The 21049-nt window shown below is 66.6% G+C and carries 17 protein-coding genes and 1 pseudogene; 11 read left to right on the forward strand and 7 right to left on the reverse strand.

Features of this window, described 5'->3' with window-relative positions; all coding sequences use genetic code 11:
• The 3 genes from E3O11_RS17935 to E3O11_RS16980 form a co-directional block, all read left to right on the forward strand.
• On the forward strand, positions 1-183 hold a 183-nt coding region (locus E3O11_RS17935; protein WP_206750981.1), incomplete at its 5' end, for a hypothetical protein.
• A gap of 339 nt (positions 184-522) precedes the next feature.
• Positions 523-1998 carry a sugar porter family MFS transporter gene (locus E3O11_RS16975; protein ID WP_241994769.1) on the forward strand — a complete coding sequence of 492 codons (1476 nt, stop codon included), beginning with the start codon at positions 523-525 and terminating at the stop codon, positions 1996-1998.
• 289 nt (positions 1999-2287) lie between these two features.
• Positions 2288-3547: an exonuclease domain-containing protein gene (locus tag E3O11_RS16980; protein WP_092451557.1), complete on the forward strand. Its 1260-nt coding sequence runs from the start codon at positions 2288-2290 to the stop codon at positions 3545-3547.
• A 50-nt stretch (positions 3548-3597) separates the two neighbouring features.
• Here the strand turns inward: E3O11_RS16980 and E3O11_RS16985 are convergent, their stop codons facing one another.
• Positions 3598-3984 carry a TraR/DksA family transcriptional regulator gene (locus tag E3O11_RS16985; RefSeq protein ID WP_092451559.1) on the reverse strand — a complete coding sequence of 129 codons (387 nt, stop codon included), beginning with the start codon at positions 3982-3984 and terminating at the stop codon, positions 3598-3600.
• 18 nt (positions 3985-4002) lie between these two features.
• The gene (locus E3O11_RS16990) at positions 4003-4800 is read right to left on the reverse strand and encodes an RNase H family protein (RefSeq protein WP_092451562.1); all 798 of its coding nucleotides are present in this window, start codon (positions 4798-4800) and stop codon (positions 4003-4005) included.
• 234 nt (positions 4801-5034) lie between these two features.
• Here E3O11_RS16990 and E3O11_RS16995 point away from each other — a divergent pair, with 234 nt between their 5' ends.
• The 7 genes from E3O11_RS16995 to E3O11_RS17025 all read left to right on the forward strand — a co-directional run bounded on the left by E3O11_RS16995 (position 5035) and on the right by E3O11_RS17025 (position 12900).
• Entirely contained in the window at positions 5035-6441 is a 1407-nt protein-coding gene (locus E3O11_RS16995; RefSeq protein WP_092451563.1) for an MFS transporter, read from the forward strand.
• Between the two features lie 6 nt (positions 6442-6447).
• Complete coding sequence (locus tag E3O11_RS17000; protein WP_092451565.1) at positions 6448-8607, forward strand: molybdopterin oxidoreductase family protein; 2160 nt, start codon at positions 6448-6450, stop codon at positions 8605-8607.
• Positions 8600-10225, forward strand: coding sequence for an FAD-dependent oxidoreductase (locus E3O11_RS17005; protein WP_092451567.1), 1626 nt, complete (start codon positions 8600-8602; stop codon positions 10223-10225). Before E3O11_RS17000 ends, E3O11_RS17005 begins: the two co-directional genes overlap by 8 nt.
• A 117-nt stretch (positions 10226-10342) precedes the next feature.
• Positions 10343-10576, forward strand: coding sequence for a twin-arginine translocase TatA/TatE family subunit (gene tatA / locus E3O11_RS17010; RefSeq protein ID WP_092451569.1), 234 nt, complete (start codon positions 10343-10345; stop codon positions 10574-10576).
• Positions 10577-10617: 41 nt separating this feature from the next.
• Positions 10618-11373, forward strand: coding sequence for a twin-arginine translocase subunit TatC (gene tatC / locus E3O11_RS17015; protein WP_092451687.1), 756 nt, complete (start codon positions 10618-10620; stop codon positions 11371-11373).
• 151 nt (positions 11374-11524) lie between these two features.
• Positions 11525-12481 (forward strand): ferritin-like domain-containing protein, encoded by a 957-nt coding sequence (locus E3O11_RS17020; RefSeq protein WP_092451571.1) that lies wholly within the window; start codon positions 11525-11527, stop codon positions 12479-12481.
• 101 nt (positions 12482-12582) lie between these two features.
• Complete coding sequence (locus E3O11_RS17025) at positions 12583-12900, forward strand: DUF5655 domain-containing protein (RefSeq protein WP_092451573.1); 318 nt, start codon at positions 12583-12585, stop codon at positions 12898-12900.
• An 11-nt stretch (positions 12901-12911) separates the two neighbouring features.
• On the opposite strand, the gene E3O11_RS17030 is transcribed toward E3O11_RS17025, so the two are convergent.
• Positions 12912-14498 (reverse strand): molybdopterin-dependent oxidoreductase, encoded by a 1587-nt coding sequence (locus tag E3O11_RS17030; RefSeq protein WP_092451575.1) that lies wholly within the window; start codon positions 14496-14498, stop codon positions 12912-12914.
• Positions 14499-14610: 112 nt separating this feature from the next.
• On the opposite strand from E3O11_RS17030, the gene E3O11_RS17035 reads away from it, so the two are divergent.
• Positions 14611-17109, forward strand: a complete 2499-nt coding sequence (locus E3O11_RS17035) for a DEAD/DEAH box helicase (RefSeq protein ID WP_092451577.1) — start codon at positions 14611-14613, stop codon at positions 17107-17109.
• A gap of 149 nt (positions 17110-17258) precedes the next feature.
• On the opposite strand, the gene E3O11_RS17040 is transcribed toward E3O11_RS17035, so the two are convergent.
• From E3O11_RS17040 to E3O11_RS17055, 4 genes and pseudogenes are all read right to left on the reverse strand, one after another.
• On the reverse strand, positions 17259-18182 hold the full coding sequence (locus tag E3O11_RS17040) for a sulfurtransferase (RefSeq protein WP_092451579.1): 924 nt from the start codon (positions 18180-18182) through the stop codon (positions 17259-17261).
• Positions 18183-18254: 72 nt separating this feature from the next.
• Entirely contained in the window at positions 18255-18758 is a 504-nt protein-coding gene (locus tag E3O11_RS17045) for a LysM peptidoglycan-binding domain-containing protein (protein ID WP_092451582.1), read from the reverse strand.
• A 146-nt stretch (positions 18759-18904) separates the two neighbouring features.
• Positions 18905-20100, reverse strand: a pseudogene (locus tag E3O11_RS18860) (L-serine ammonia-lyase, iron-sulfur-dependent, subunit alpha).
• 144 nt (positions 20101-20244) lie between these two features.
• Positions 20245-20823 carry a WxL domain-containing protein gene (locus E3O11_RS17055; protein WP_092451584.1) on the reverse strand — a complete coding sequence of 193 codons (579 nt, stop codon included), beginning with the start codon at positions 20821-20823 and terminating at the stop codon, positions 20245-20247.
• Between the last annotated feature and the right edge of the window lie 226 nt (positions 20824-21049).

The following is a 21049-nucleotide window of genomic DNA, read 5'->3' on the forward strand; positions in this document are numbered from 1 at the left end:
AACGCCGTTCTCATCTGCAACGCCGCGCATGCCAGCATCGAAACATCCGGATGGAACATCGACATGCGACACGGACGCCCCTGGGTCCGCGGACCCCTCATCTTCGACCTCACCCAAACCTGGCGCCCCGCCGGCCAAAACCGCGCCGCCACCCCAGCCGAGAAACCCCACTGGGAAAAGTGAGCGCCACCGCGCTGGGCGCGACGCCGCTACCGGGTCGGATGGGTCTGTGACAGTCTCGCTCGCTTCGACAGGCCCCATGGCCGGTTTTCACAAACAGTCTGCGCTGGTCGATGGCGGTCCCGACAAGCGCGACCAATGGAAATGGGCGCGCTGTCAAAACTGGATCGTTTGCTGCGCACCGCGGTCTCGACCAGCTCGACCAGAGGAACGCGGACATCGGCGAAGGCTGAGGGCAGGACTTCAGAAACGAGTGGCACCCGAAGTAGGCTAGTCAGGTTGCACAATCGATGCACCAGACGCGCGCGTACAGCGCGGGTCACCTGACTCAGGGGGCGGCACTTGACCGACAGCACGATATCCACGACCGACCGCGGCATTCCGAGCACGAACCGAAAGGTCATCGCGCTGGCCATCGCCGGTGCCCTCGGCGGGTTTCTGTTCGGCTTCGACTCCTCGGTCATCAACGGGGCCGTCAACGCGGTCCAGCAGGAATTCGGGCTGAACGCCACCCTGACCGGGTTCGCCGTGGCCTGCGCGCTGCTCGGCGCCGCGGCCGGAGCGTTCTTCGGCGGGCGCTTCGCCGACCGTTACGGCCGCATCCCCATGATGGTGGTCGGCGGCGTGGTGTTCCTGGTCAGCTCGATCGGCTCCGGCTTCGCCTTCGGCGTCGTCGACCTGATCATCTGGCGGGTGGTCGGCGGACTCGGTATCGGTCTCGCATCCGTTGTCGCACCGGCCTATATCGCCGAGATTTCGCCGCGTCAGATGCGTGGGCGCCTCGGCTCGCTGCAGCAGCTCGCGATCACCCTCGGAATCTTCACCGCGCTGCTCTCCGATGCCCTGTTCGCCGAGAGCGCCGGCGGCGCCGGCAGCGAGTTCTGGTTCGGCCTCGAAGCCTGGCGCTGGATGTTCCTGGCCGGCGCGGTTCCGGCCATCGTCTACGGCGGAATCGCGTTCATCCTGCCGGAATCCCCGCGTTTTCTCATTCTGAAAGATAAAGAAGCGGATGCCCGCGCCGTCTTCACCCGGCTCTGGCCGAGCGGCGACGTCGATCGCGAGATTCGCGACATGCGACGGTCGATCGAGGTCGACGCGCGATCCCAGAAATCGGGCTCGCTGCGGGGGGGTACCTTCGGGCTGAAGCCGATCGTCTGGGTCGGTATCATACTGTCGGTGTTCCAGCAGTTCGTCGGCATCAACGTGATTTTCTACTATTCGACCACCCTCTGGGAGGCCGTCGGGTTCGAAGAATCCAACTCGCTGACCATCTCGGTGATCACCTCGGTGACCAATATCCTGGTCACCCTGGTCGCGATCGCCCTGGTCGACCGGATCGGACGGCGACCGATTCTGCTCACCGGTTCCATCGGCATGACGGTGTCGCTCGCCACCATGGCTATCGCGTTCAGCCAGTCGGTGACGGTGGGTGGCGAGTTGAGCCTGCCGGGGGCGTGGGCGCCGATCGCGCTCGTTGCGGCCAACCTGTTCGTGATCTCGTTCGGCGCGTCCTGGGGTCCCGTGGTCTGGGTGTTGCTCGGGGAGATGTTCCCGAACTCGATTCGGGCCAAGGCACTCGGGCTCGCCGCGGCGGCCCAGTGGATCGCGAACTTCCTTATCACAGTCAGCTTCCCCCCGATGGCGGATGCCTCACTGCCGATCACCTACGGCCTCTACGCCCTGTTCGCCGGGTTGTCGTTCTGGTTCGTGCTGCGCAAGGTTCCCGAGACGAACGGTATGTCCCTCGAAGAGGCCGATACCCTGCTGCCGCCGAAGAACTCGGCGAAGAAGGCGGCCGCCGCCGCCCCGGCACGCTAACCCGGGCGCCGTCGCCCAGACCGCTGTCGTGGCTGCAAATTTGTGATTGTGCCCGAAAGCTGCTTGCACGCCTGGCCTGCCGGACGCGTGAGCAGCGTCCGCTCGCGCCTGCAGCGTTCAGCCTCGGCCGTACTGGGTTAGACCCAACGCGTGAGCAGTTTTTGGCCACACGACGAGACCCACTGCGCATAAATCAGTGGTTCAGGCGACGCGTCAAGCCCCCGAAGGGGAATTCGCACAGCCGGCGGTTTGTCGATAACTTCACAACACAAGATTGTGGAGTGTGACCATGCCCGAACGTGGATACGCCGTTATAAGTTTAAAAACCACTGGACTGTTCCCGTACCAACGGGACCGGGTCGTCGAGGTCGCCGTGGTGCACCTCGACGAGGGTGGTCACATTACTGCGCGGTGGGAGACTGTCGTCAACCCGGAAAGCAACGTGGGGGGCGCGACGAACCATGGCGTCAGCACGGCCGAGCTGCTGCGCGCACCGACGTTTGCCCAGATCGCTCCGCGCCTGGTCGATCTGCTCAGCGGACGTGTGCTGGTCACCCACAATGCCCAGTTCGTCACCGGCTTTCTGATGAGCGAGTTCGACCAGATCGGCTACGCCCCCGGTCGCGGACTCGAAGCTGTCTGCACCATGCAACTGGCCCGCAGCTACCTGCCGGGTGCCGGACGACTGCTGGTGGATTGCTGCGCGGCCTACGACATTGAGATCGAGCCCGGCCCTGGAGCACTCGTGCAGGCCGTCGCCGGTGCGAGCCTGCTGGCGGCCTATCTGCACGGTTCGCCGAGCGCTGCCCCGTGGACCGACGCCCTCGACCGGGCCGAGCTGAATGTCTGGCCGGCCCTCCCGCGCGCAACCACAGGCACTGCGCCGGTCGGCACTGCGCCGGCCTGGGTGCACCGCGACCCGACACCCACGGTTGTCCTGGCGACGCCGAGTTTTCTCGCCCGGGTGACCGTGAAGCTGCCCGACTACACCGGCCCGGAGGAGCACCTCGACTATCTCGCCCTGCTCGATCTGTGTCTGCTCGATCGCGTGCTTCTGCCTCGTGACACGCGTGAGTTGCGCATACAGGCGGAAGTCAGCGGGATCAGCCCGACCGACTGCACCGCCCTGCACCGCGGCTACTTCGAAGACCTCGTGCGCGTCGCGTGGTCGAGCGGCGCGCTGAGCATTGCCGATTCGGCCGAGCTGATCGCCGTCGCCCGCATGCTCGATGTTGCCCCCGAGGTCGTCGCGACCGCGCTGGCTACGCCCGCCTTGGCGCCGCGTCAACCGGTTACCTCCATCGACGAAGTACTGCTGGAACGCGGCGATATCGTCGTGTTGACCGGTGACATGGCCCGCGCCCGCGCCGACTGGGGCAAAGAATTGGTTGCCCGCGGACTGTCTCTGGGCACGGCGGTCACGATGCGCACCCGGCTGTTGGTCGCCGCCAACCCGGAGTCGTTCACCGGAAAGACCGGCAAGGCCCGCGACTACGGCATCCCGATCGTCTCCGAGTTCGGGCTGCGCTCGCTGATCGGCGTGCGTTGACGCGGCATCTGCTGCTGCACAACTCCCGCGTAGCGTGAAAGTGGGTGCAGCTAGCGTCGTCGCTGCGCGGCCGTCTCGGCGCAGGCGATGCAGAGGTCGGCGGCGGGCTTGATCTGCAGCCGGCCCTCGGGGATAATCTCGCCGCCGCGCACGCACCGGCCGTAGCTGCCATCGACGATGCGCTGCAGGGCCCGGTCGATGGCCGCGAGCTCTTCGACGGCCTCGCCCTGAAATCCCGACATGCGTGACCATTCGGTGCGCAGCGAGGAAGCCTCAGCGTCGTGGGCGCCATCGGCCGAGCCGTCGCTACGAGAGCTTTGCACGCCGGCGAACGTGTCGGCGAGACGCTGGGACTTCTCGGTCAGTTCGAGGCGGCGTTCGCCGAGTGCGGTCTCGAAAACGTGCAATTGCGTGGGATTAAAGGGTGAAACGATCATGTTCCATGGTCTCACGCCCTAGATCAGACCGCGTAGGTACTCCTCGACGGTCACGTTGCGGGCAGCGGCCCGCTGCACCAGGCGCTGGTGCTCCTCGGCGCTGAGCGACAGGGTCACCCGGTGCAACTCGCCCGCGCTGCGCACCGCGCTCGTGCCGTGTGGGTCGGTCAGGTCGCGAAAATTCTCGCCGATGTCGTGACCGAGATCGTCGAAAGAGAACAGCTCATCGTGTGCGTAGGCCGAAGCCTGCTCCGTCATCCGGTCCGCGGTCAACGTCGGCGAGCGCTGACCGACGGATGCCGCAGCCGTCGCAGCGCGCCCTCCGCTAACACCAGGCTCGGCCGCCGCTCCGCCCGCGCGAAAACCCGGCCCGGCCGGTGCCGGACGGCCGCGCTGAAACGCCTCGGCCGCCCCGCGCGCACGCTCGTCGGCGGCCTCGTTGAGCGGATGCCCGACGTGCCCCTTGACCCACTCGAACCGGTAGCGACGCCCGGCGATGGCCTCGTCGATCTCCTTGAGCAAATCCAGATTCATGACCGGTTTGCCGTCGCCCTTGCGCCAGCCCTTCGCCTTCCAGCCCTTCATCCACTTGGTGACGGAGTTGATCACGTACTGGCTGTCGCAGAGCACGAGCAGATCGTCATCGATGTGTGCGGTCGCCCGAAACAGTTCGAGCACGGCCTTGAGCTCACCCTGGTTGTTGGTCGCGTGCTTCCAGCCGCCAGCCGCCCAGGAGGAGTCGTCGACGTACCAGGCCCAACCGGCTGGTCCGGGGTTTCCGAGGGCAGAACCGTCGGCGGCAGCGGTGATCGTCATTAGGTGGCCTTTCAAACAGCGGAGCGCAGGTTGACTAAGTCTGCCACCCTCGTCATCCGTTGCCCGTATTGTGTCCGTCATGTAACAGCGCCCCATCACGTCCCCCGAGCTGGTGTGATCATCTCGTGATCGAAAGGTAACCGGTGCCACGGTTGCCGGAAACACGCGCTGGCTAACGTCGAAGTCATGGCTAGCCGCTCGGGCTGCCTGCCGCTTCATCCCGAGGGGACTTCGATGACATCCAGCACCGTTGAATCAGCACCGAACGTGATCGATACAGACACCGCCGTGCTCGTGCACCGTCCGGGCCGGTGGATCGACAATTGGAACCCGGAGAACAAGAAGCAGTGGGAACAGGGCGGCAAGCTCATCGCCGCCCGCAACCTCAAATGGTCGATCTTTGCCGAGTTCCTCGGCTTTGTGGTCTGGCAACTGTGGAGCATTGTCGTCGTGTCGTTGCCGGCCGCCGGCTTCACCTTCTCCACCACCGAGGTGTTCTGGCTCATCTCGATGCCGAGCCTCGTCGGCGCGACCCTGCGCTTTCCGTACACGTTCATGGTGCCCAAGTTCGGCGGTCGCAACTGGACCATCATCTCGGCCGGCCTGCTGCTGATACCCTCGATCGCCCTCGGAATCTGCGTCGGCAATCCGGACACCCCGTTCGGCGTCATGCTGTTTGTCGCCGCGCTCGCCGGCTTCGGTGGCGGCAATTTCGCCAGCTCGATGTCGAACATCACCTACTTCTACCCGCAGAGCCAGAAGGGCTACGCGCTCGGCCTAAATGCCGCAGGCGGCAACCTCGGCGCCGGGGTGGCCCAGCTCATCGTGCCGATCGTGATCACCCTCGGTGCCGTCGGCACCCTGAACATCAGCTTCGCCGGCTGGTTCTGGATTCCCCTCATCCTCGTCGCCATGTGGGGCGCCTGGAAGTACATGGACAACCTCACCAACGCCAAGGCCGACTTCGCCGGTTCGATCGCCGCGGTCAAGGAACCGCACTTCTGGATTCTCGCCGTGCTCTACATCGGCACCTTCGGCTCATTCATCGGCTTCGCGAGCGTCTTCCCCAAGCTCATCGCCGACCAGTTTCCGGCGTACTCCACCTTCCAGGTCGCATCCGCCTCCCTGTCGCTCGCTTTCATCGGCGCTCTCGTCGGTTCGCTGGCCCGCCCGGCCGGCGGACGCCTGGCCGACCGCTTTGGCGGGGCATCCGTCACCGTCGCCGCCTTCGGCGTGATGGCCGTCGGAGCTCTCGTGGTCGTCGCGGTGCTGCCGCTCGGTAACTTTTGGGCCTTCCTCGGCAGTTTCCTGCTCATCTTCGTCGCCACCGGAATCGGCAACGGCTCGACCTACCGCATGATTCCGAGCGTGTTCTCGGCCCGCAGCGGTGTGAAAGACGCCCACCAGAACTCGGGCGACGTCAACACCCAGCGTAAAACGGCCGCGGCCCTCGGCCTCATCTCCGCGGTCGGCGCCTACGGCGGGTTCATCATTCCGCAGGTGCTCGGCTATTCCAAGACCACCACTGGGGACTATTCCAGCGCGATCTACGCCTTCGCCATCGCCTATGTTGTGATGATGTGCGTCACCGCCTTCGTCTATCTCCGCCGCGGTTCCTCCGTCGCCGGCCAGAAGATCTAGGACCCTATGACCGCGACCGCCACCCACTGCCCGTACTGCGCTTTGCAGTGCGCGATGACACTGAGTTCCGCTGCTGCGACAGCGAGAGAAGCGGATGCTGACGGCTCCGCTTCGCTGGCCGCCGCGGTAACGGTCGCGGGCCGGGACTTTCCGACCAACCGTGGCGGCCTGTGCAAGAAAGGCTGGACCTCGGCCGAACTGCTCGTCTCGCCGGACCGGATTCTCGAACCCCTGCTGCGCCAGGCCGACGGAACCTTCGAGCCGGCCGCCTGGAGCGACGCGCTCGACCTCGTCGCCGCGAAGCTGCGCGAGACCCGTGCGGAGTTCGGGGCCGACGCGGTCGGCGTGTTCGGCGGCGGCGGCCTGACCAACGAGAAGGCCTACCAGCTCGGCAAATTCACCCGGGTGGCGCTTCGCTCCAGCCGCATTGACTACAACGGCAGGTTCTGCATGTCGAGCGCCGCCGCGGCCGGCAACCGTGCCTTCGGCCTCGACCGAGGGCTGCCGTTTCGGGTGGACGAGCTCGATGCGGCCGACACCATCCTCATTCTCGGCTCCAACGTGGCACAGACCATGCCTCCGTTCATTGGCCACCTCGACGGAGCCCGCGCCGCCGGTGGCCTCGTGGTCGTCGACCCACGGCGTACCGCGACCGCCCGGCTCACCGCGGACGGCGCCGGCATGCACGTGCAGCCGACCCCGGGCAGCGACTTCGTGCTGCTGCTCGGGCTGACCCACATCGTCATCGCCGAGAAACTCGTCGACCAGGACTACCTCGAAGCCCGCACCACCGGGTTCGACGCCGTGCGCCGCAGCGTGAGCCAGTGGTGGCCGACCCGCGTGCAGGAACAGACCGGCGTTCCGGTCTGGCAGCTGCGCGAACTCGCCCGCCGCCTCGCCGCCGGCGCTGCCCGGGGAGCCGCGACCGGCAGTGGCACCTACATTCTCACCGGGCGCGGCGTTGAGCAGCACGCCGACGGCACCGACACAGCGACCGCGGCCATCAACCTCAGCCTCGTGCTCGGCCTCGTCGGCACGAGCCATTCCGGTTACGGCACCCTCACCGGCCAGGGCAACGGGCAGGGCGGTCGCGAGCACGGGCAGAAGTGCGACCAGCTACCGGGCTACCGCAAGATCACCGACCCTGCCGCCCGGGCCCACGTCGCCGGGGTCTGGGGCGTCGACCCCGACAGCTTGCCCGGTGTGGGCCTGCCCGCGGTCGAGCTGCTGAGCGCACTCGGCGAGCCGGGCGGCATCCGCTGTCTGCTGGTACACGGCTCCAACGTCGTCGTCTCCGCGCCGAACGCCGACCGGGTGCGGGCCGCTCTTAAAACGCTCGATTTTCTGGTCGTGGCCGACTTTTTCTTCTCCGAAACCGCGGTGCTGGCGGACGTGGTACTGCCGGTGACCCAGTGGGCCGAGGAAGAGGGGACCATGACGTCGCTCGAGGGCCGCGTCATTCGTCGTCGCCAGGCCGTCGAGGCTCCGGGGGGAGTGCGCAGCGAACTGTGGATCTGGCAGGAACTCGCCAGACGGCTGAATTCTCCGGGAACCTTCAGTGCCGAGGCGGCTGCCGTGTTCGACGAACTCTGCCAGGCCTCCGCGGGCGGGCTGGCCGACTACTCCGGCCTGAGCTATGCCCTGCTCGACTCCGAGGAACCGGCCTTCTGGCCTTACCCGGTCGGGTCCACCGGAACGCCGCGGCTCTTTCTGGATCGCTTCGCCCACCCCGACGGCCGCGCGCACTTCGTCGCCGTCACGGCGCGGCGCCTCGGCGCGCCGGCCCAGGTCGGCGGCACCCTGACTCTGATCACCGGTCGCCTGCTCGAGCACTATCAGAGCGGAACCCAGACCCGGCGGGTGAAAGAACTGGCCGATGCGCGGCCGGAGGCCCGCCTGCAGCTGCACCCGGCCACCGCCGAGCAGCTCGGGATCGAGGACGAGGCCTGGGTCGAAGTCAGCAACGACCGCGGAACGGTGCGCTGCCGCGCCCAGGTGAGCACCGACATCCGCTTCGACACGGTGTTTCTACCGTTTCACTTTGCCGGCGACCAGCGCGCCAACCTGCTGACCGATGACGAGACCGATCCCATCAGCGGCATGCCCGAATTCAAGAAGACGACCGTTCGAGTGAAAGCACTCGTGGAAGCAGGCGCCCATGTCTGAGAAACCCGAGCGCATCGTGCTGGTCGGCTACGGCCCGGTCGGTGCCCGTTTCGTTGAAGAGCTGCTGCCGCTCGTGCGCCAGGGCGCGGCCACCCTGACCGTGGTCGGGGCCGAGAGCGCCGACGCCTACAATCGGGTGCTGATCGCCGAATATGCCGTCGGAAACGCCGACCGGGAGAGCCTGGATATCACCGACACGCTCGCCGCCCGGGAGGCCGGCGTGCACCTGCGCCGCGGTGTGGGTGTCACGGCCATTTTGCGCAGCCGCCGGGTGGTGTCCCTCAGCGATGGCACCCTGCTGCCCTACGATCGGCTCGTGCTCGCGACCGGCGCCCGCGCCAATATCCCCACGCTCGACGGCGTCACCCGGGTGCGCCGAGACCGCCAGATACCTCCAACGGATGCCGCCACCCTCGACACAAGCGGCGCCCCGCTCCCGCGCGGGGTTACCGTGTTGCGTGACCTGGACGACGCGGAGCGGGTACTCGCAGCAGTGACGGCCGGCAAACGCATCGTCGTGCTCGGCGCCGGAGTGCTCGGCATGGAGATCGCGCTCGCCGCTGCCGCCGCCGGGGGAGAGGCCTGTGTCGTCTACCACGGAGAGATTCCGATGGCGCGCAACCTCGACCGGGGCGGCGGCAGCGTGCTCGCCCGGAGCGCCCGGCGGGCCGGCGTCACCATGGTCAACCACTCCCGCGCCGAAAGCCTGCTGTTTCACCAGGACGACGACGGCGTCGACCGCTTCGACGCCCTGATCTGCGCCGACGGCAAACAGATTCATGGCGACCTGCTGCTGCTCTCCTGCGGGGTCGGCGCCCGCACCGAACTGGCCCAGCTGGCCGGTTTGCCGGTCTCGACCGGGGTCCTGGTCGATGAGAACCTGCAGAGCTGGACCGACGCGCGCATCTACGCGATCGGCGACTGTGCCCACGTGGCAGCCGCGCCCCGCGCCGGCGATTCGACGGCGCCGCCGGCCGGCGGGCCGAGCGGCCTGATCGGTCCGGGCTGGCGCCAGGCCGACTGGCTCGCCGCACGATTCATCGCCTCGGTGCTGGGCCGGCCCGACACGGCGGCGCTCGCGGCATCCGCTTCGGCCGTCGTCATGCTCAAAGCCGAGGGAATCGACGTCGTCTCGGTCGGCAACACCTCCGCTGACCCCGGGGACCTTTCAGTCGACGACCACGCTGCGGGGTGTGCATCCGCTCCGCTGCACGTGTCGCAGTGGGCCGACCCTGAGCACGGACGCTATGTGAAAATGGTCACCCGCGACGGCATTCTCGACGGCTTCGTCTGCGTCGGGATGCCGCGCACGGCCGCCGAGCTGACCCTGCTGTTCGAGCGCGGCAGTGAGCTGCCGGCGGACCGCTCTGTCCTGCTGCGCTACGACGGACCGGACTACGAGCCCGAGGCTGGCAGCGCGTTCGCGCGGGACGCGACCGTGTGCTGGTGCAACGGCGTCACCGTCGGCGCCATTGCCGACTCTGCCGAAGCCGGCAACACCACCATCGCCTGCATCGGTGCGGCCACTCGCGCCGGCACCGGATGTGGCGGCTGCAAAGCGCGGATCGGGGATGTTCTCGAGCGCTTCGCCGCGGCGACGGCCGAGTCAGCCAGCTGACGATAACCGGCTAGCAGAAACCTTACGGCCGCAGGAAATGCTGAGCTTTTCCCGGATTTGTCGGTGCTGCGGCGGATACACTGCTGCACGACCGACTTGATTCGAAGGAGAATTCATATGCTGGCCAACCTGACCGGATGGCATTTTCTGATCATTCTCGTTGTGATCCTGTTGTTGTTCGGCGCTCCGAAGCTGCCGGGGCTCGCCCGCAGCCTCGGCCAGTCGATGAAGATCTTCAAGAGCGAGATCACGCCGGACCGCAACAGTGAAACTCGGCCAGCCGACGGCAGCACGAGCGCCCACAGCAGCCCCAGTACAGACTCGCGCGGCGCACCACACCCGAAAGCCTGATGGTGGTTCAGGGGGTGCGCAGCACTCCCGACAAGAGCAAAATGTCGCTCGGGCAGCATCTGCTGGAATTGCGCAAGCGCCTCTTTCTCGCCGCTGCCGGGATCCTGGTCGGTGCGATTGCGGGCTGGCTGCTGTCTGGATTCGTCTGGGACGGGCTGCGCGAGCCGATCTATGCCATCGTTCGGGCGCAGAACCGCAACGCGCAGATCAACTACCCCGACATCACGAGTGCGTTCGACCTGAAGCTGCGCATCTCGTTCTACGTCGGGTTGATCGTCTCGAGCCCCGTCTGGCTCTACCAGATATTCGCCTTTCTGGTCCCCGGGCTGACCCGCCGCGAGAAGCAATACACCTTCGGATTCTTCTTCTCGGCCGTTCCGCTATTTCTGATCGGCTGCGCGGCTGGCTGGTACGTGCTGCCGCACGTCGTCGAGCTCATGACGAGTTTCGCGCCGCAGCAGGACGCAGCGCTCATCAACGCCCAGAACTATTTCGATTTCGTGCTCAAACTCATGATCGCCATCGGTATCGCGTTCGTGCTGCCGGTGTTCATCGTGCTGCTGAACTTCGCCGGGGTGATCAGCGCCCGTTCGGTCATCAAATCCTGGCGGGTGGCCATCCTCGTGATCATTCTGTTCACCGCCATCGCGACGCCGGCCGCCGACGTCGTATCGATGTTCCTGCTCGCGGTGCCCATGGTCGCGCTCTACTTTGCCGCCTACGGCATCGCCGTGCTGCACGACCGCCGGGCCGCCCGGCGCCTGGCTCCCGTCGGAGCGGACGGGCTGCTGCTCTGATCGTGGATCAGCATCCGCTTAAAGCGCACGTACTCCTTATCGTTTGCTTACGTCCGTGTCCAGCCGTTAGGGCGATCTGTTTTGCGCGGGTAGGTTGACGAGGTCTGTTCAGACACGCTCGGCACATTCATACAACGTCAGGAGAACAAGGATGTTCGATCAGGGTTTCATTACGAATGCCATCAACCGCAGTGCAGAGAATTCCACGGACCGCCGCAACTTTCTGCGGGCTGCCGGTGTGGCCGGCTTCGGCGTGGGAGCGGCGGTACTCGCCACCGGCGGTCCGGCGCTCGCGGCGGAAGCTGCCGTGGCACCAGCGGCCGCGCCCAGCGACGCCTCCATTTTGAACTTCGCACTCAACCTTGAATACCTCGAGGCTGAGTTCTACCTGCGCGCCACGACCGGCAGCGGGCTGCCCGACGGCCTGACCACAGGAACCGGAACCCGCGGCGGGGTGACCGGCGGTCGCATGGTGCACTTCAAGACGGCCATTATCAAGAAGTATGCCGACGAGATCGCCGCCGACGAGAAGGCGCACGTGGCCTTCCTGCGGTCAGCGCTCGGCAGCGTCGCCGTGTCCCGCCCCAAGATCAACCTCGATGCGAGCTTCACGGCTGCCGCCCAGGCGGCCGGCCTGGTCAAGCCGGGGCAAAAGTTCGACGTCTACGCCAACGAGGCGAACTTTCTGTTCGGTGCCTTCATTTTCGAAGACGTCGGAGTGACCGCCTACAAGGGCGCAGCGCCCCTGATCTCGAACAAGACGTTCCTGGAGGCGGCGGCTGGCCTGCTCGCGGTCGAGGCATATCACGCCGGTGTCATTCGCAGCACGCTCTACGCGCTCGGTATTGCCCTGCCGTCGGTCTACACGACCGCCCAGGCGATCTCCGATGTGCGCGACGCCGTCGATGGTTCGTCCGACCTCGACCAGGGCATTGGCAACGCGTCGAAGGCGAACCTCGTGCCGACCGATGCCAACGGTCTGGCTTTCAGCCGCAGCGCCGCCCAGGTGCTCAACATCACGTATCTCAACGCGGCCCCGGTGCGTTCGGGCGGGTTCTTCCCGGCCGGCGTCAACGGCGTGATCAACACGAGCGGGGCCAACGGCTAGTCGGTCGCCCTCGAACGGGGAGTGTCACGCGGCGCGGGACTTGCGCCAGTGCGCGGTAGGCGCAACTCCGGCGCAGCCCCCGCGCGACGGGTGGCGCGGGAGTGCTGGCCACGCCCGAACTCCCGCGTTTCTGCGCGTCTCCCGCGCACCGTGCTCGCCCGGCCTCACCCCGCTACCCGAATTCCCGCGTTCTGGCGCAGCCCCCACGCGTCTCGCTGCGGCGCCACAGGCCATTCGCCCTGATCGCAGCGGCGAGCGCCAAGCGCCTGCAGTTGGGCGTCAATCTGGCGGATGCCGCGCCCACCGACCGATTGCTGCTGGCCGGCGGGATATGCACCCACACGTTGTCGGTGACGAGTCTCGCCGAGGTCGACCCGGAGCTGCTCGGCTGGCTGCGCGCCGCCTATGAGGGCAACTGACTCCGAATGAACTACGAGACAGACACCGAGATTTCGTGCAGTCCGGTGGCGCCGTCGGGGGCGACGTCGGCTGTGGCCGACGTTTGAACGAGGCCAGCGGCATCCGTTGCCCGCACCCTTATGGTGTGGTCGCCGGCGATGGCGTCGGTCCAGGTGTACGCCCACTGCCGCCAGGTGTCGACTGAGATCGCGTCGGCGAGCGTAGTGTCCTGCCAGGGGCCGTCGTCGATCTGCACCGCGACGGCGCTCACGCCCACGTGCTGGGACCAGGCGACACCGGCAATGACGACCGACCCGGCCGTAGCCGACGTTCCGGCGCGCGGTACGTCGATGCGCGAGGAGACTTTGACCGGCCCGAGGGCGGACCAACCGCGCGGCGTCCAGTAACCCTGCTCATCGGCGAAGCGCGTGAGCTTGAGTTCCACCACCCACTTTGTCGCTGACACGTAGCCATACAGGCCGGGTACCACCATGCGCACCGGGTAGCCGTGTTCGAGCGGCAGCGGTTCGCCGTTCATGCCGACCGCCAGAATGGCGTTGCGCCCATCGGTCAGCGCCTCGATCGGGGTGCCGGCGGTGAAACCGTCCTGGCTTCGGGAGAGCACCATGTCGGCCCCGGTCTGCGGTTTCGCCCGGGCCAGCAGCTCGCGAATCGGATAGCCGAGCCAAGTGGCATTGCCGATCAGGTCGCCGCCGACATAGTTGGAGACGCAGGCGAGCGTCGTTGTGCTCTCTTCGAGCGGCAGGGCGAGCAGTTCGGCGAAGTCGATCTCGACCTCGTTCTCGACCATTCCGGTGATCTTCAGCCGCCAGTCGCGCGGGTCGATGCGCGGCACGCTGAGGGCGGTATCGATGCGGTAAAAGTCGGCGTTCGGGGTGATCAGCGGGGTGATGCCCGCCACGTCGAGGCTCGCCCCCGCCGGTATGGCGGCTTGTCGAACGGATGCCGGTGGCAGCGTGAACAGCGCGCGCGCGGCATCCGCTGCCCGGGTCGCTGCGGCGCTGATCTGGCCGCCGGCCAGGGCGAGCAGCCCGATGCCGGCGGTCACGCCGGTGTAGACGAGAAACCGACGACGGTCAGGGCCGTTCAGGTCGCGGGGTGCGCCGGCCAGTTCCGGCGCGGACCGCGGCAACCGGGTCGTGAGAAGGGTCAGCGCGATCGCCGCGACCCCCATGGCGACGACGGCGGGCACCGCGTCGAGGGTAGAGGCGCTCGAGCGGGACAGCGCCGCGAACAGGGCGATCCCCCCGATGAGTACGACGAGCAGTCGGCCGAACGGCGGGCGCCGGCTCTCCAGGATTCCGGCGAGGGCGGCGAGTACCAGCAGCACGAGCACGATGGTGACGATCAGCACGATCTTGTCGGCCGTGCCGAACAGGCCGATCACCAGGTCTTTGACGCCGGCAGGAACGATGTCGATGACGAGCGCGCCGACCGTGAGTACCGGGCTCGCGCCGGGGGCGATCCACGCGGCAGTCAGCTCGGCCAGCCCGAGGCCAGCCAGCGCCGCGGCGAGCCCGGCAGCCGCCGGTCGCCAGAGTGACCGGGCACGACTTGGCGTGGCAACAGCAGCGGTGTCCGGGGTGACGTAGACCATGTCGCCAGCCTAGAACGGGCTGCTGTGATTACCACCCAGCGGGGGGCGCAGGATCAGTTTCGTCAGACATCCGTCACATCTTGTGCGCGCGGTAGTGCAGTCTTGAGGGACTATGTCTGTGCTTGAACGCCTCGAAAACGAAACCGACCCCGATGTTCTCTTCGAGGCGTTCGAAAGCTGGGCGGCCGAGCAGGGCCTCACCCTGTACCCGGCGCAGGAGGAAGCGGTCATCGAAATCGTCTCCGGTGCCAACCTCATTTTGAGCACACCGACCGGAACCGGCAAGTCACTCGTGGCTGTCGGGGCCCACTTCGCCGCGCTCTCGGCCGGCAAGCGCAGTTTCTACACCGCGCCGATCAAGGCCCTGGTGAGCGAAAAGTTCTTCTCCCTGGTGGAGACCTTTGGAGCGGAGAACGTCGGCATGATGACCGGCGATTCGAGCGTCAACGCCGACGCTCCGATCATCTGCTGCACGGCGGAGATCCTCGCCAACCTCGCGCTGCGCAACGGTGAGGACACCGAAGTCGACCTCGTCGTGATGGACGAATTTCACTTCTACGGTGACCCGGAGCGCGGCTGGGCCTGGCAGGTGCCGCTGCTGTTGTTGCCGCGGGTGCAATTCATTCTCATGTCGGCCACGCTCGGTGACGTGAAGTTCATCAGCGACGACCTGTCCCGGCGTACCGGACGGGACACGGCCGTCGTGACCGGGGTGGAACGCCCGGTCCCACTCAGCTACTACTACGAGCAGACGCCCGTGCACGAAACCGTCGAAGAACTGTTGCACACCGACAAAGCCCCGGTGTATATCGTGCATTTCTCTCAGGCGGCCGCCCTGGAACGCGCCCAGGCCCTCGCGAGCGCCAAGGTCGCCTCCCGCGAGCAGCGTGATGTGATCGCCGAACTGATCGGCGAGTTTCGGTTCACCACGAGTTTCGGCAAGACCCTGTCGCGGCTCATTCGCATGGGAATCGGCGTGCACCACGCCGGCATGCTGCCCAAATACCGTCGGCTGGTCGAGCAGCTCGCCCAGCGCGGCTACCTGCGCGTGATCTGCGGCACCGACACCCTCGGCGTCGGCATCAACGTGCCCATTCGCACCGTGCTGTTCACCGCGCTCACCAAGTACGACGGTGTGAAAATGCGCCAGGTCAACGTGCGCGAGTTCCATCAGATCGCCGGGCGGGCCGGGCGGGCCGGCTACGACACCGCCGGCACGGTCGTGATCCAGGCGCCGGAGCACGAGAGCGAGAACCTCAAGGCCATTGAAAAGGCCGGCGACGACCCGAAGAAGAAGCGCAAGATCGTGCGCAAGAAGGCACCCGACGGCTTTGTGTCCTGGGGCGAACCGAGTTTTCGCCGACTGGTCGACGCCGAACCCGAGACCCTGTCGTCGAGCATGCAGATGACCGCGGCGATGCTGATCAACGTGATCGGGCGCGGCGGCGACGCCTTCGCGCACGTGTACTCGCTGGTCTTCGACAACCACGAACCGTGGCGGCGACAGCTGGTGCTGGCCCGGCGCGCGCTGGGCATCTACAAGACCCTCCGCGAAGCCGGAATTGTGGAGCAGAGCGCGAGCGGCAGCATCCGTTTGACCGTCGACCTGCAGGCCAACTTTGCGCTCAACCAGCCGCTCTCGCCGTTCGCGCTGGCCGCGTTCGAGCTGCTCGACCCCGAAGCGCCCACCTACTCGCTCGACATGATCTCGATTCTGGAATCTACCCTGGACGACCCGCGGCCGGTGCTCATGGGGCAGCAGTTCGCCGCCCGCGGTGAAGCTGTGAATGCGATGAAGCGGGAAGGCATCGAATACGACGAGCGGATGGCGCTGCTCGAAGAGATCACCTACCCCAAGCCCCTCGAGGAGCTGCTGAACTACACCTTCGAGACCTACAAGGCCTCCCAGCCATGGATCGCCGACTTCGAGCTGCGACCGAAGACCGTCGTGCGCGACATGTATGAGCGGGCCATGTCGTTCGGGGAATTCATCGCGTTCTACAAGCTCGCCCGCAGCGAGGGTGTCGTGCTGCGCTACCTGTCTGACGCCTACCGGGCGGCCCGACAGACCATTCCCGACGAGGCTAAGAACGAAGACCTGCTCGACCTGATCGAATGGCTCGGCGAGCTCGTGCGCCAGGTCGACTCGAGCCTGCTCGACGAGTGGGAGGAACTGCTGCACCCCGATCTCGCCGTGCACGCCGCCGAATCGCACGCGATTCTGCCGCCGCCGCCGCGCCGCCTCACCACCAACACGCGGGCCTTTCGCATTCTGGTGCGGAACGAACTGTTCCGCCGGGTGCAGTTGGCCGCACTCGAGCACTACGACCAGCTCGGCGAACTGGACCGCGAGTACGGCTATTCCAGTGACGTCTGGGCCGAGGCGATGGATGGCTACTTCGCCGAGCACAATGAGCTGCTCACCGGCGGCAACGCGCGCAGCTCCGACCTGCTCATGATCGAGGAGGGCGCCGAAGAGTGGATCGTGCGCCAGATTCTCGACGACCCGGCCGGGGACCACGACTGGGGAATCAGCGCGAGCGTGAACCTCGCCGACTCTGACGAGCTCGGCGAAGCCGTCGTGCGCGTCACCGGGGTCAACCGGCTGTAGCGCGGCTCCGCGCCCTTAACCGCGCCCGCGCCCTTAATCGCGCACAGGGTCTTGACCGCGCCCACGCCCGAGACTGGTAGCCGCTACGGTAACGGGCATAGCGGCTACCCAGATCGGGCGTGCGCGTGCGGTGTCGGCGTGCTGCGCCGCTACGCGCCGGGAGCGCTCAGCGGCGCGGCCGCGTCGGCCGTCCATTCGTTGAGCGACCCGTCATAGATCGAGACGTGCTCGTTGCCGGCGCGGATGAGCGCGAGAGCGCTGGCCGCCGCGGCGATCCCGCCGCCGCAGTAGGTCACGAGGTGAGCGCTTGAGGTCACGGTGGGCGCGAGGGTCGCTTTGAGCGCGTCACCACGGAGGAACGCGTTCGTGACGGGGTCGACGAGCTTCGCGGCTGGCAGGCTAATGCTGCCCGGAATGTGCCCGGCGCGCGGGCGGGTTCCGGCCGTACCGGCGAACTCCGCCGGCGGTATGGAGCAAACGAGGGCGGCATCCGCGTGGCCGGCGACGATCGACTCGACAAAGCTCTTGTCGACCCACAGCTCGGGCCGCGGCGTTGCCACAAAGCCGCCGGAGAATCTTGGGTGCGTGCCGCCGGCGACCCGCGGGCGTACGGCGCCGGTGGCGTACGGGCGCGTTTCGGCGTGCCACTTGGTCAGGCCGCCGTCGAGCACGGCGACATTGTCGTAGCCGAAGGATCGGAACAGCCACCAGATGCGCGCCGCCCATTGACCGACGACGGCGTCGTAGACGACCACCGTGGTCTCATTGTCAATGCCGACGGATGCTGCGGCCGCTTCAAACAGTTCGGCGTTCGGCCGCGAGAAGTCGAATTCGCCGGTCGGGTCGGAGAAAACGTCGAACAGGTCGGCGAACACGGCACCGGGGATGTGTCCCTTGGTGAGGTAGTCCTCGCGCCCACTGAGGTAACGCGGCCCATCGGGGGTGACGGGTGCCAGGGCAAACACGGTGGCGTCGAGAATGACCAGATTGTCGGAACCGAGATGGTCGGCCAGCCATTGCGTGGACACAATGGGGCTGGACACGACGAGTGAGGATGGCACGGGTGAAGTCATAATTCAAGGCTAGCGGTGGCCGCCGACACCGGCCGGAATCGGAGTCGGTTCAGGTCGTTCAGAGACACACAGCTACAGCGTCGTGGTCCAATCGAGGTTGATTTTCTGTTTGATGTAGATGTTCTCGCCGAGTCCGGGCACGGAGGGATTCATGGTGAGCAATAGCTGCACCGGGATATTGAATCGCTGGGCAATATCGAAGAATGCGTCACCTTCGATGACCGTGTAGGTGAGCAGCGCGCCGGCACCATCGGACATCGTGGTGCCGCGCGCGCCGGGTGTGCTGCCGAGGTCGACGGCCGGCCCCTGGGGCAGCGGCACGGGTTCCGCGTTCGGCACGAGATCGGGTACTTCCGGGTTGGGAATCAATGCCGCTTCCTCCGTGGGTGTCGGAGTGGGCGTGGGCGTCGGGGTGGGCGTCGGCGAAGGCGTCGGTGCGACGCTCGGCGTGATGGTCACCGTCACCGCGGGTGCTGGTTCACCGGCGCAGCCGACCAGCGCAACGAGCAGGAGGGCAGCGACGGCGATGCCCGGGGGGCGACGTGCGAAAACGGTGCGAATGGTGGAACCCTTCAAAGAAAGACGGTGCGGCCCGGCCGAGCCACGCGTTCAGCCAGCTTAGGGGGAGACCGGTCCGGTCGGACAGGCAGTACTACCCCCATGTGGGGATCAGATCAGCACTCGATCACGTTGACCGCGAGGCCATCCTCGCTGGTTTCCTTTTACTTCGTCATCATGTCGAGTCCGGTTTGGCGCATGGTTTCGATCACGGTGTCGAGGGAGACCAGGTGTGTCCCATCGCCGTGGAGCGCCAGCCGGGCCGCCGATACGGCCGTGGACGAGGCGATGGCGTTGCGTTCGATGCAAGGTACCTGTACCAGGCCGCCGACCGGGTATCAGGTCAGTCCAAGGTGATGCTCCATCGCGATCTCGGCCGTATTTTCGACCTGGCGCGGTGTGCCGCCGAGCACGGCACAGAGCGCACCGGACGCCATGGCACACGCAGCTCCGACCTCGACCTGGCAGCCGCCCCGTTGGTCGGCGCGGTGACACGCGGCCGCCGGCCGCATTCTCTTCGTTGACCGCGAGCGCGAAGGCGTGCAGCCACTTGGTCGAGGTGTCCTGGTCGTGTGCGGGCAGGCGGTCATATTCCTCTAAGCGCATACGTACCGCTGCGGCCCGACGCTTGACCTTGAGTCCGCCCGGCAGCGTGCCCTCGGCGACCAGGCCGGCTTCGACACAGACGTGCATGGCGTCCCAGATGGCGTCGAGTCCGGCATCGAATGCGGCGCTGCCATGGATGGCTCCTTCGTTGCGGCGCGCGACCTCGCAGATGCTGAGCTCGTGCGCGTCGCACAGCGCGAGCAATTCGGCACTGGACTCGAAGGGGAGCGGCTGCTGAGGAGCGGCCACGCGAATCTGGTCGCCGTCGTGCCGAATAAAACCCCCCCCCGATGAAATAGTACGTCTCCTCGAACAGCGCCGTCGAGTCGTCGGTGCCAAACGGATCGGCTCCAAACGCGGACAGGGTCAGCGCGTTCGGATGCCCGGGGAGCCGGGTATGCGGTTCGAAGTGCACATCACTCTGGAGGATCGGGATCGTGTGCCCGCCGAGCAGCGTGATGGTCGCGCCGGTGTCGAGGCCGGACCAGGCCGCGCGCACGTCACTCGGATCGCAGGTTTCGGGTCGAAGCCCCCGGAGGCCGGCCAGGACGGCGTCGGGAGTGCCGTGGCCGAGTCCGGTGGAACCGAGCGAGCCAAAGAGAGAACAGCGGATGCGGGTGACCTCGGCCAAGCGGCCGGTCGCGACCAGGTGTTCGGCGAACACGCGCGCAGCACGCAGCGGTCCCACCGTGTGGGAACTGGATGGACCCATGCCGATGGAGAAGAGGTCGAGAGCCGAGACGGACGCTGTCACACTCCCAAGATAAGTCTTTCGGCCGGGAAAGCCCCTTCGGGTCGCAGGCCGGATGCCAGCCACCGAAACGTGTGCGGCTTAAATACTCGAGCCACCCTTGCGGCAACAAGGGAGGCTCAAGAGTTCGGTGGGGCGTACTGAGCGTTACGCGATCGTGAAGGTGATGGTCGCGATGTAAGGGTTGACGGTGACGCCATCATCGCCGGCGTAATTGGAGCGGAAGGCGTTGGCCGGAACGGTCAGGTCGAACACCGGGGTCAAGGTGAAGGTGCCCTTGCCCGAGGTAGACGAGACCAGGGCCTGAGCCGTGCCGGACATTGTGACCGGCGCCGTAGTCGGAGCGGCGTCGGAGCCGGTGCCCGCGGTGACGGATCCGGGGGTGATCACGAGGTTGTTGGCGGCCAGCTCGCGCTCAACCGTGTCGACGGATCCCGCGGCGCTGGTGAAGGGGGTCACGCTGGCCGAGAGCGTCCAGGGGGCGGCGGTGCCGCGAGCGTTGACGACCTTCCACTGCGGGGCCTGGCCGGTCGAGGTCTTGTTGGAGATGCCGTCGAGCATGACACTGGTCATCGAGTCGGGCGCACTGGCCGCGAAGCTCAGAGTTCCGGCGCTGACGGTGGCGTCAACGGTGTCGGTGTCGGCGGCGTAAGCGGGGGAGAGGGCCAGACCGAGCAGCACGCCGGTGGTAGTGGTGATGACGATGCCTTTGATAAGAGCGTGCATGGTGTGTCCTCTGGATGATGCGGGTGCGGGCGCGCCAAAAAACGCGGCCACACGGTGCGGGCTGGCGAAGAAGAAGGGACAACTGGTCGCAGGGGATGAGCCGAACTTGTCAGTTGTGAGAACAAGCTCCGGTGGCGATAACCAATCTTCACACGGGCAAACCCCGAAATGGGGCTCGGTGGCGCAGGACTCGATCAGGGTTGGCGCAGGGTTCGCGCAGGGTACG

It is taken from the genome of Cryobacterium levicorallinum (assembly GCF_004402405.1).
GTDB lineage: Bacteria > Actinomycetota > Actinomycetes > Actinomycetales > Microbacteriaceae > Cryobacterium > Cryobacterium levicorallinum.

Coding starts and splice junctions, on each gene's coding strand:
- E3O11_RS17020 (WP_092451571.1), top strand. CDS start 11,525: ATGTTCGATCAGGGTTTCATTACGAATGCCATCAACCGCAGTGCAGAG.
- E3O11_RS17005 (WP_092451567.1), top strand. CDS start 8,600: ATGTCTGAGAAACCCGAGCGCATCGTGCTGGTCGGCTACGGCCCGGTC.
- tatC (WP_092451687.1), top strand. CDS start 10,618: ATGTCGCTCGGGCAGCATCTGCTGGAATTGCGCAAGCGCCTCTTTCTC.
- E3O11_RS16985 (WP_092451559.1), bottom strand. CDS start 3,984: ATGATCGTTTCACCCTTTAATCCCACGCAATTGCACGTTTTCGAGACC.
- E3O11_RS17030 (WP_092451575.1), bottom strand. CDS start 14,498: ATGGTCTACGTCACCCCGGACACCGCTGCTGTTGCCACGCCAAGTCGT.
- tatA (WP_092451569.1), top strand. CDS start 10,343: ATGCTGGCCAACCTGACCGGATGGCATTTTCTGATCATTCTCGTTGTG.
- E3O11_RS17040 (WP_092451579.1), bottom strand. CDS start 18,182: ATGACTTCACCCGTGCCATCCTCACTCGTCGTGTCCAGCCCCATTGTG.
- E3O11_RS16995 (WP_092451563.1), top strand. CDS start 5,035: ATGACATCCAGCACCGTTGAATCAGCACCGAACGTGATCGATACAGAC.
- E3O11_RS17000 (WP_092451565.1), top strand. CDS start 6,448: ATGACCGCGACCGCCACCCACTGCCCGTACTGCGCTTTGCAGTGCGCG.
- E3O11_RS17055 (WP_092451584.1), bottom strand. CDS start 20,823: ATGCACGCTCTTATCAAAGGCATCGTCATCACCACTACCACCGGCGTG.
- E3O11_RS16980 (WP_092451557.1), top strand. CDS start 2,288: ATGCCCGAACGTGGATACGCCGTTATAAGTTTAAAAACCACTGGACTG.
- E3O11_RS16990 (WP_092451562.1), bottom strand. CDS start 4,800: ATGACGATCACCGCTGCCGCCGACGGTTCTGCCCTCGGAAACCCCGGA.
- E3O11_RS17035 (WP_092451577.1), top strand. CDS start 14,611: ATGTCTGTGCTTGAACGCCTCGAAAACGAAACCGACCCCGATGTTCTC.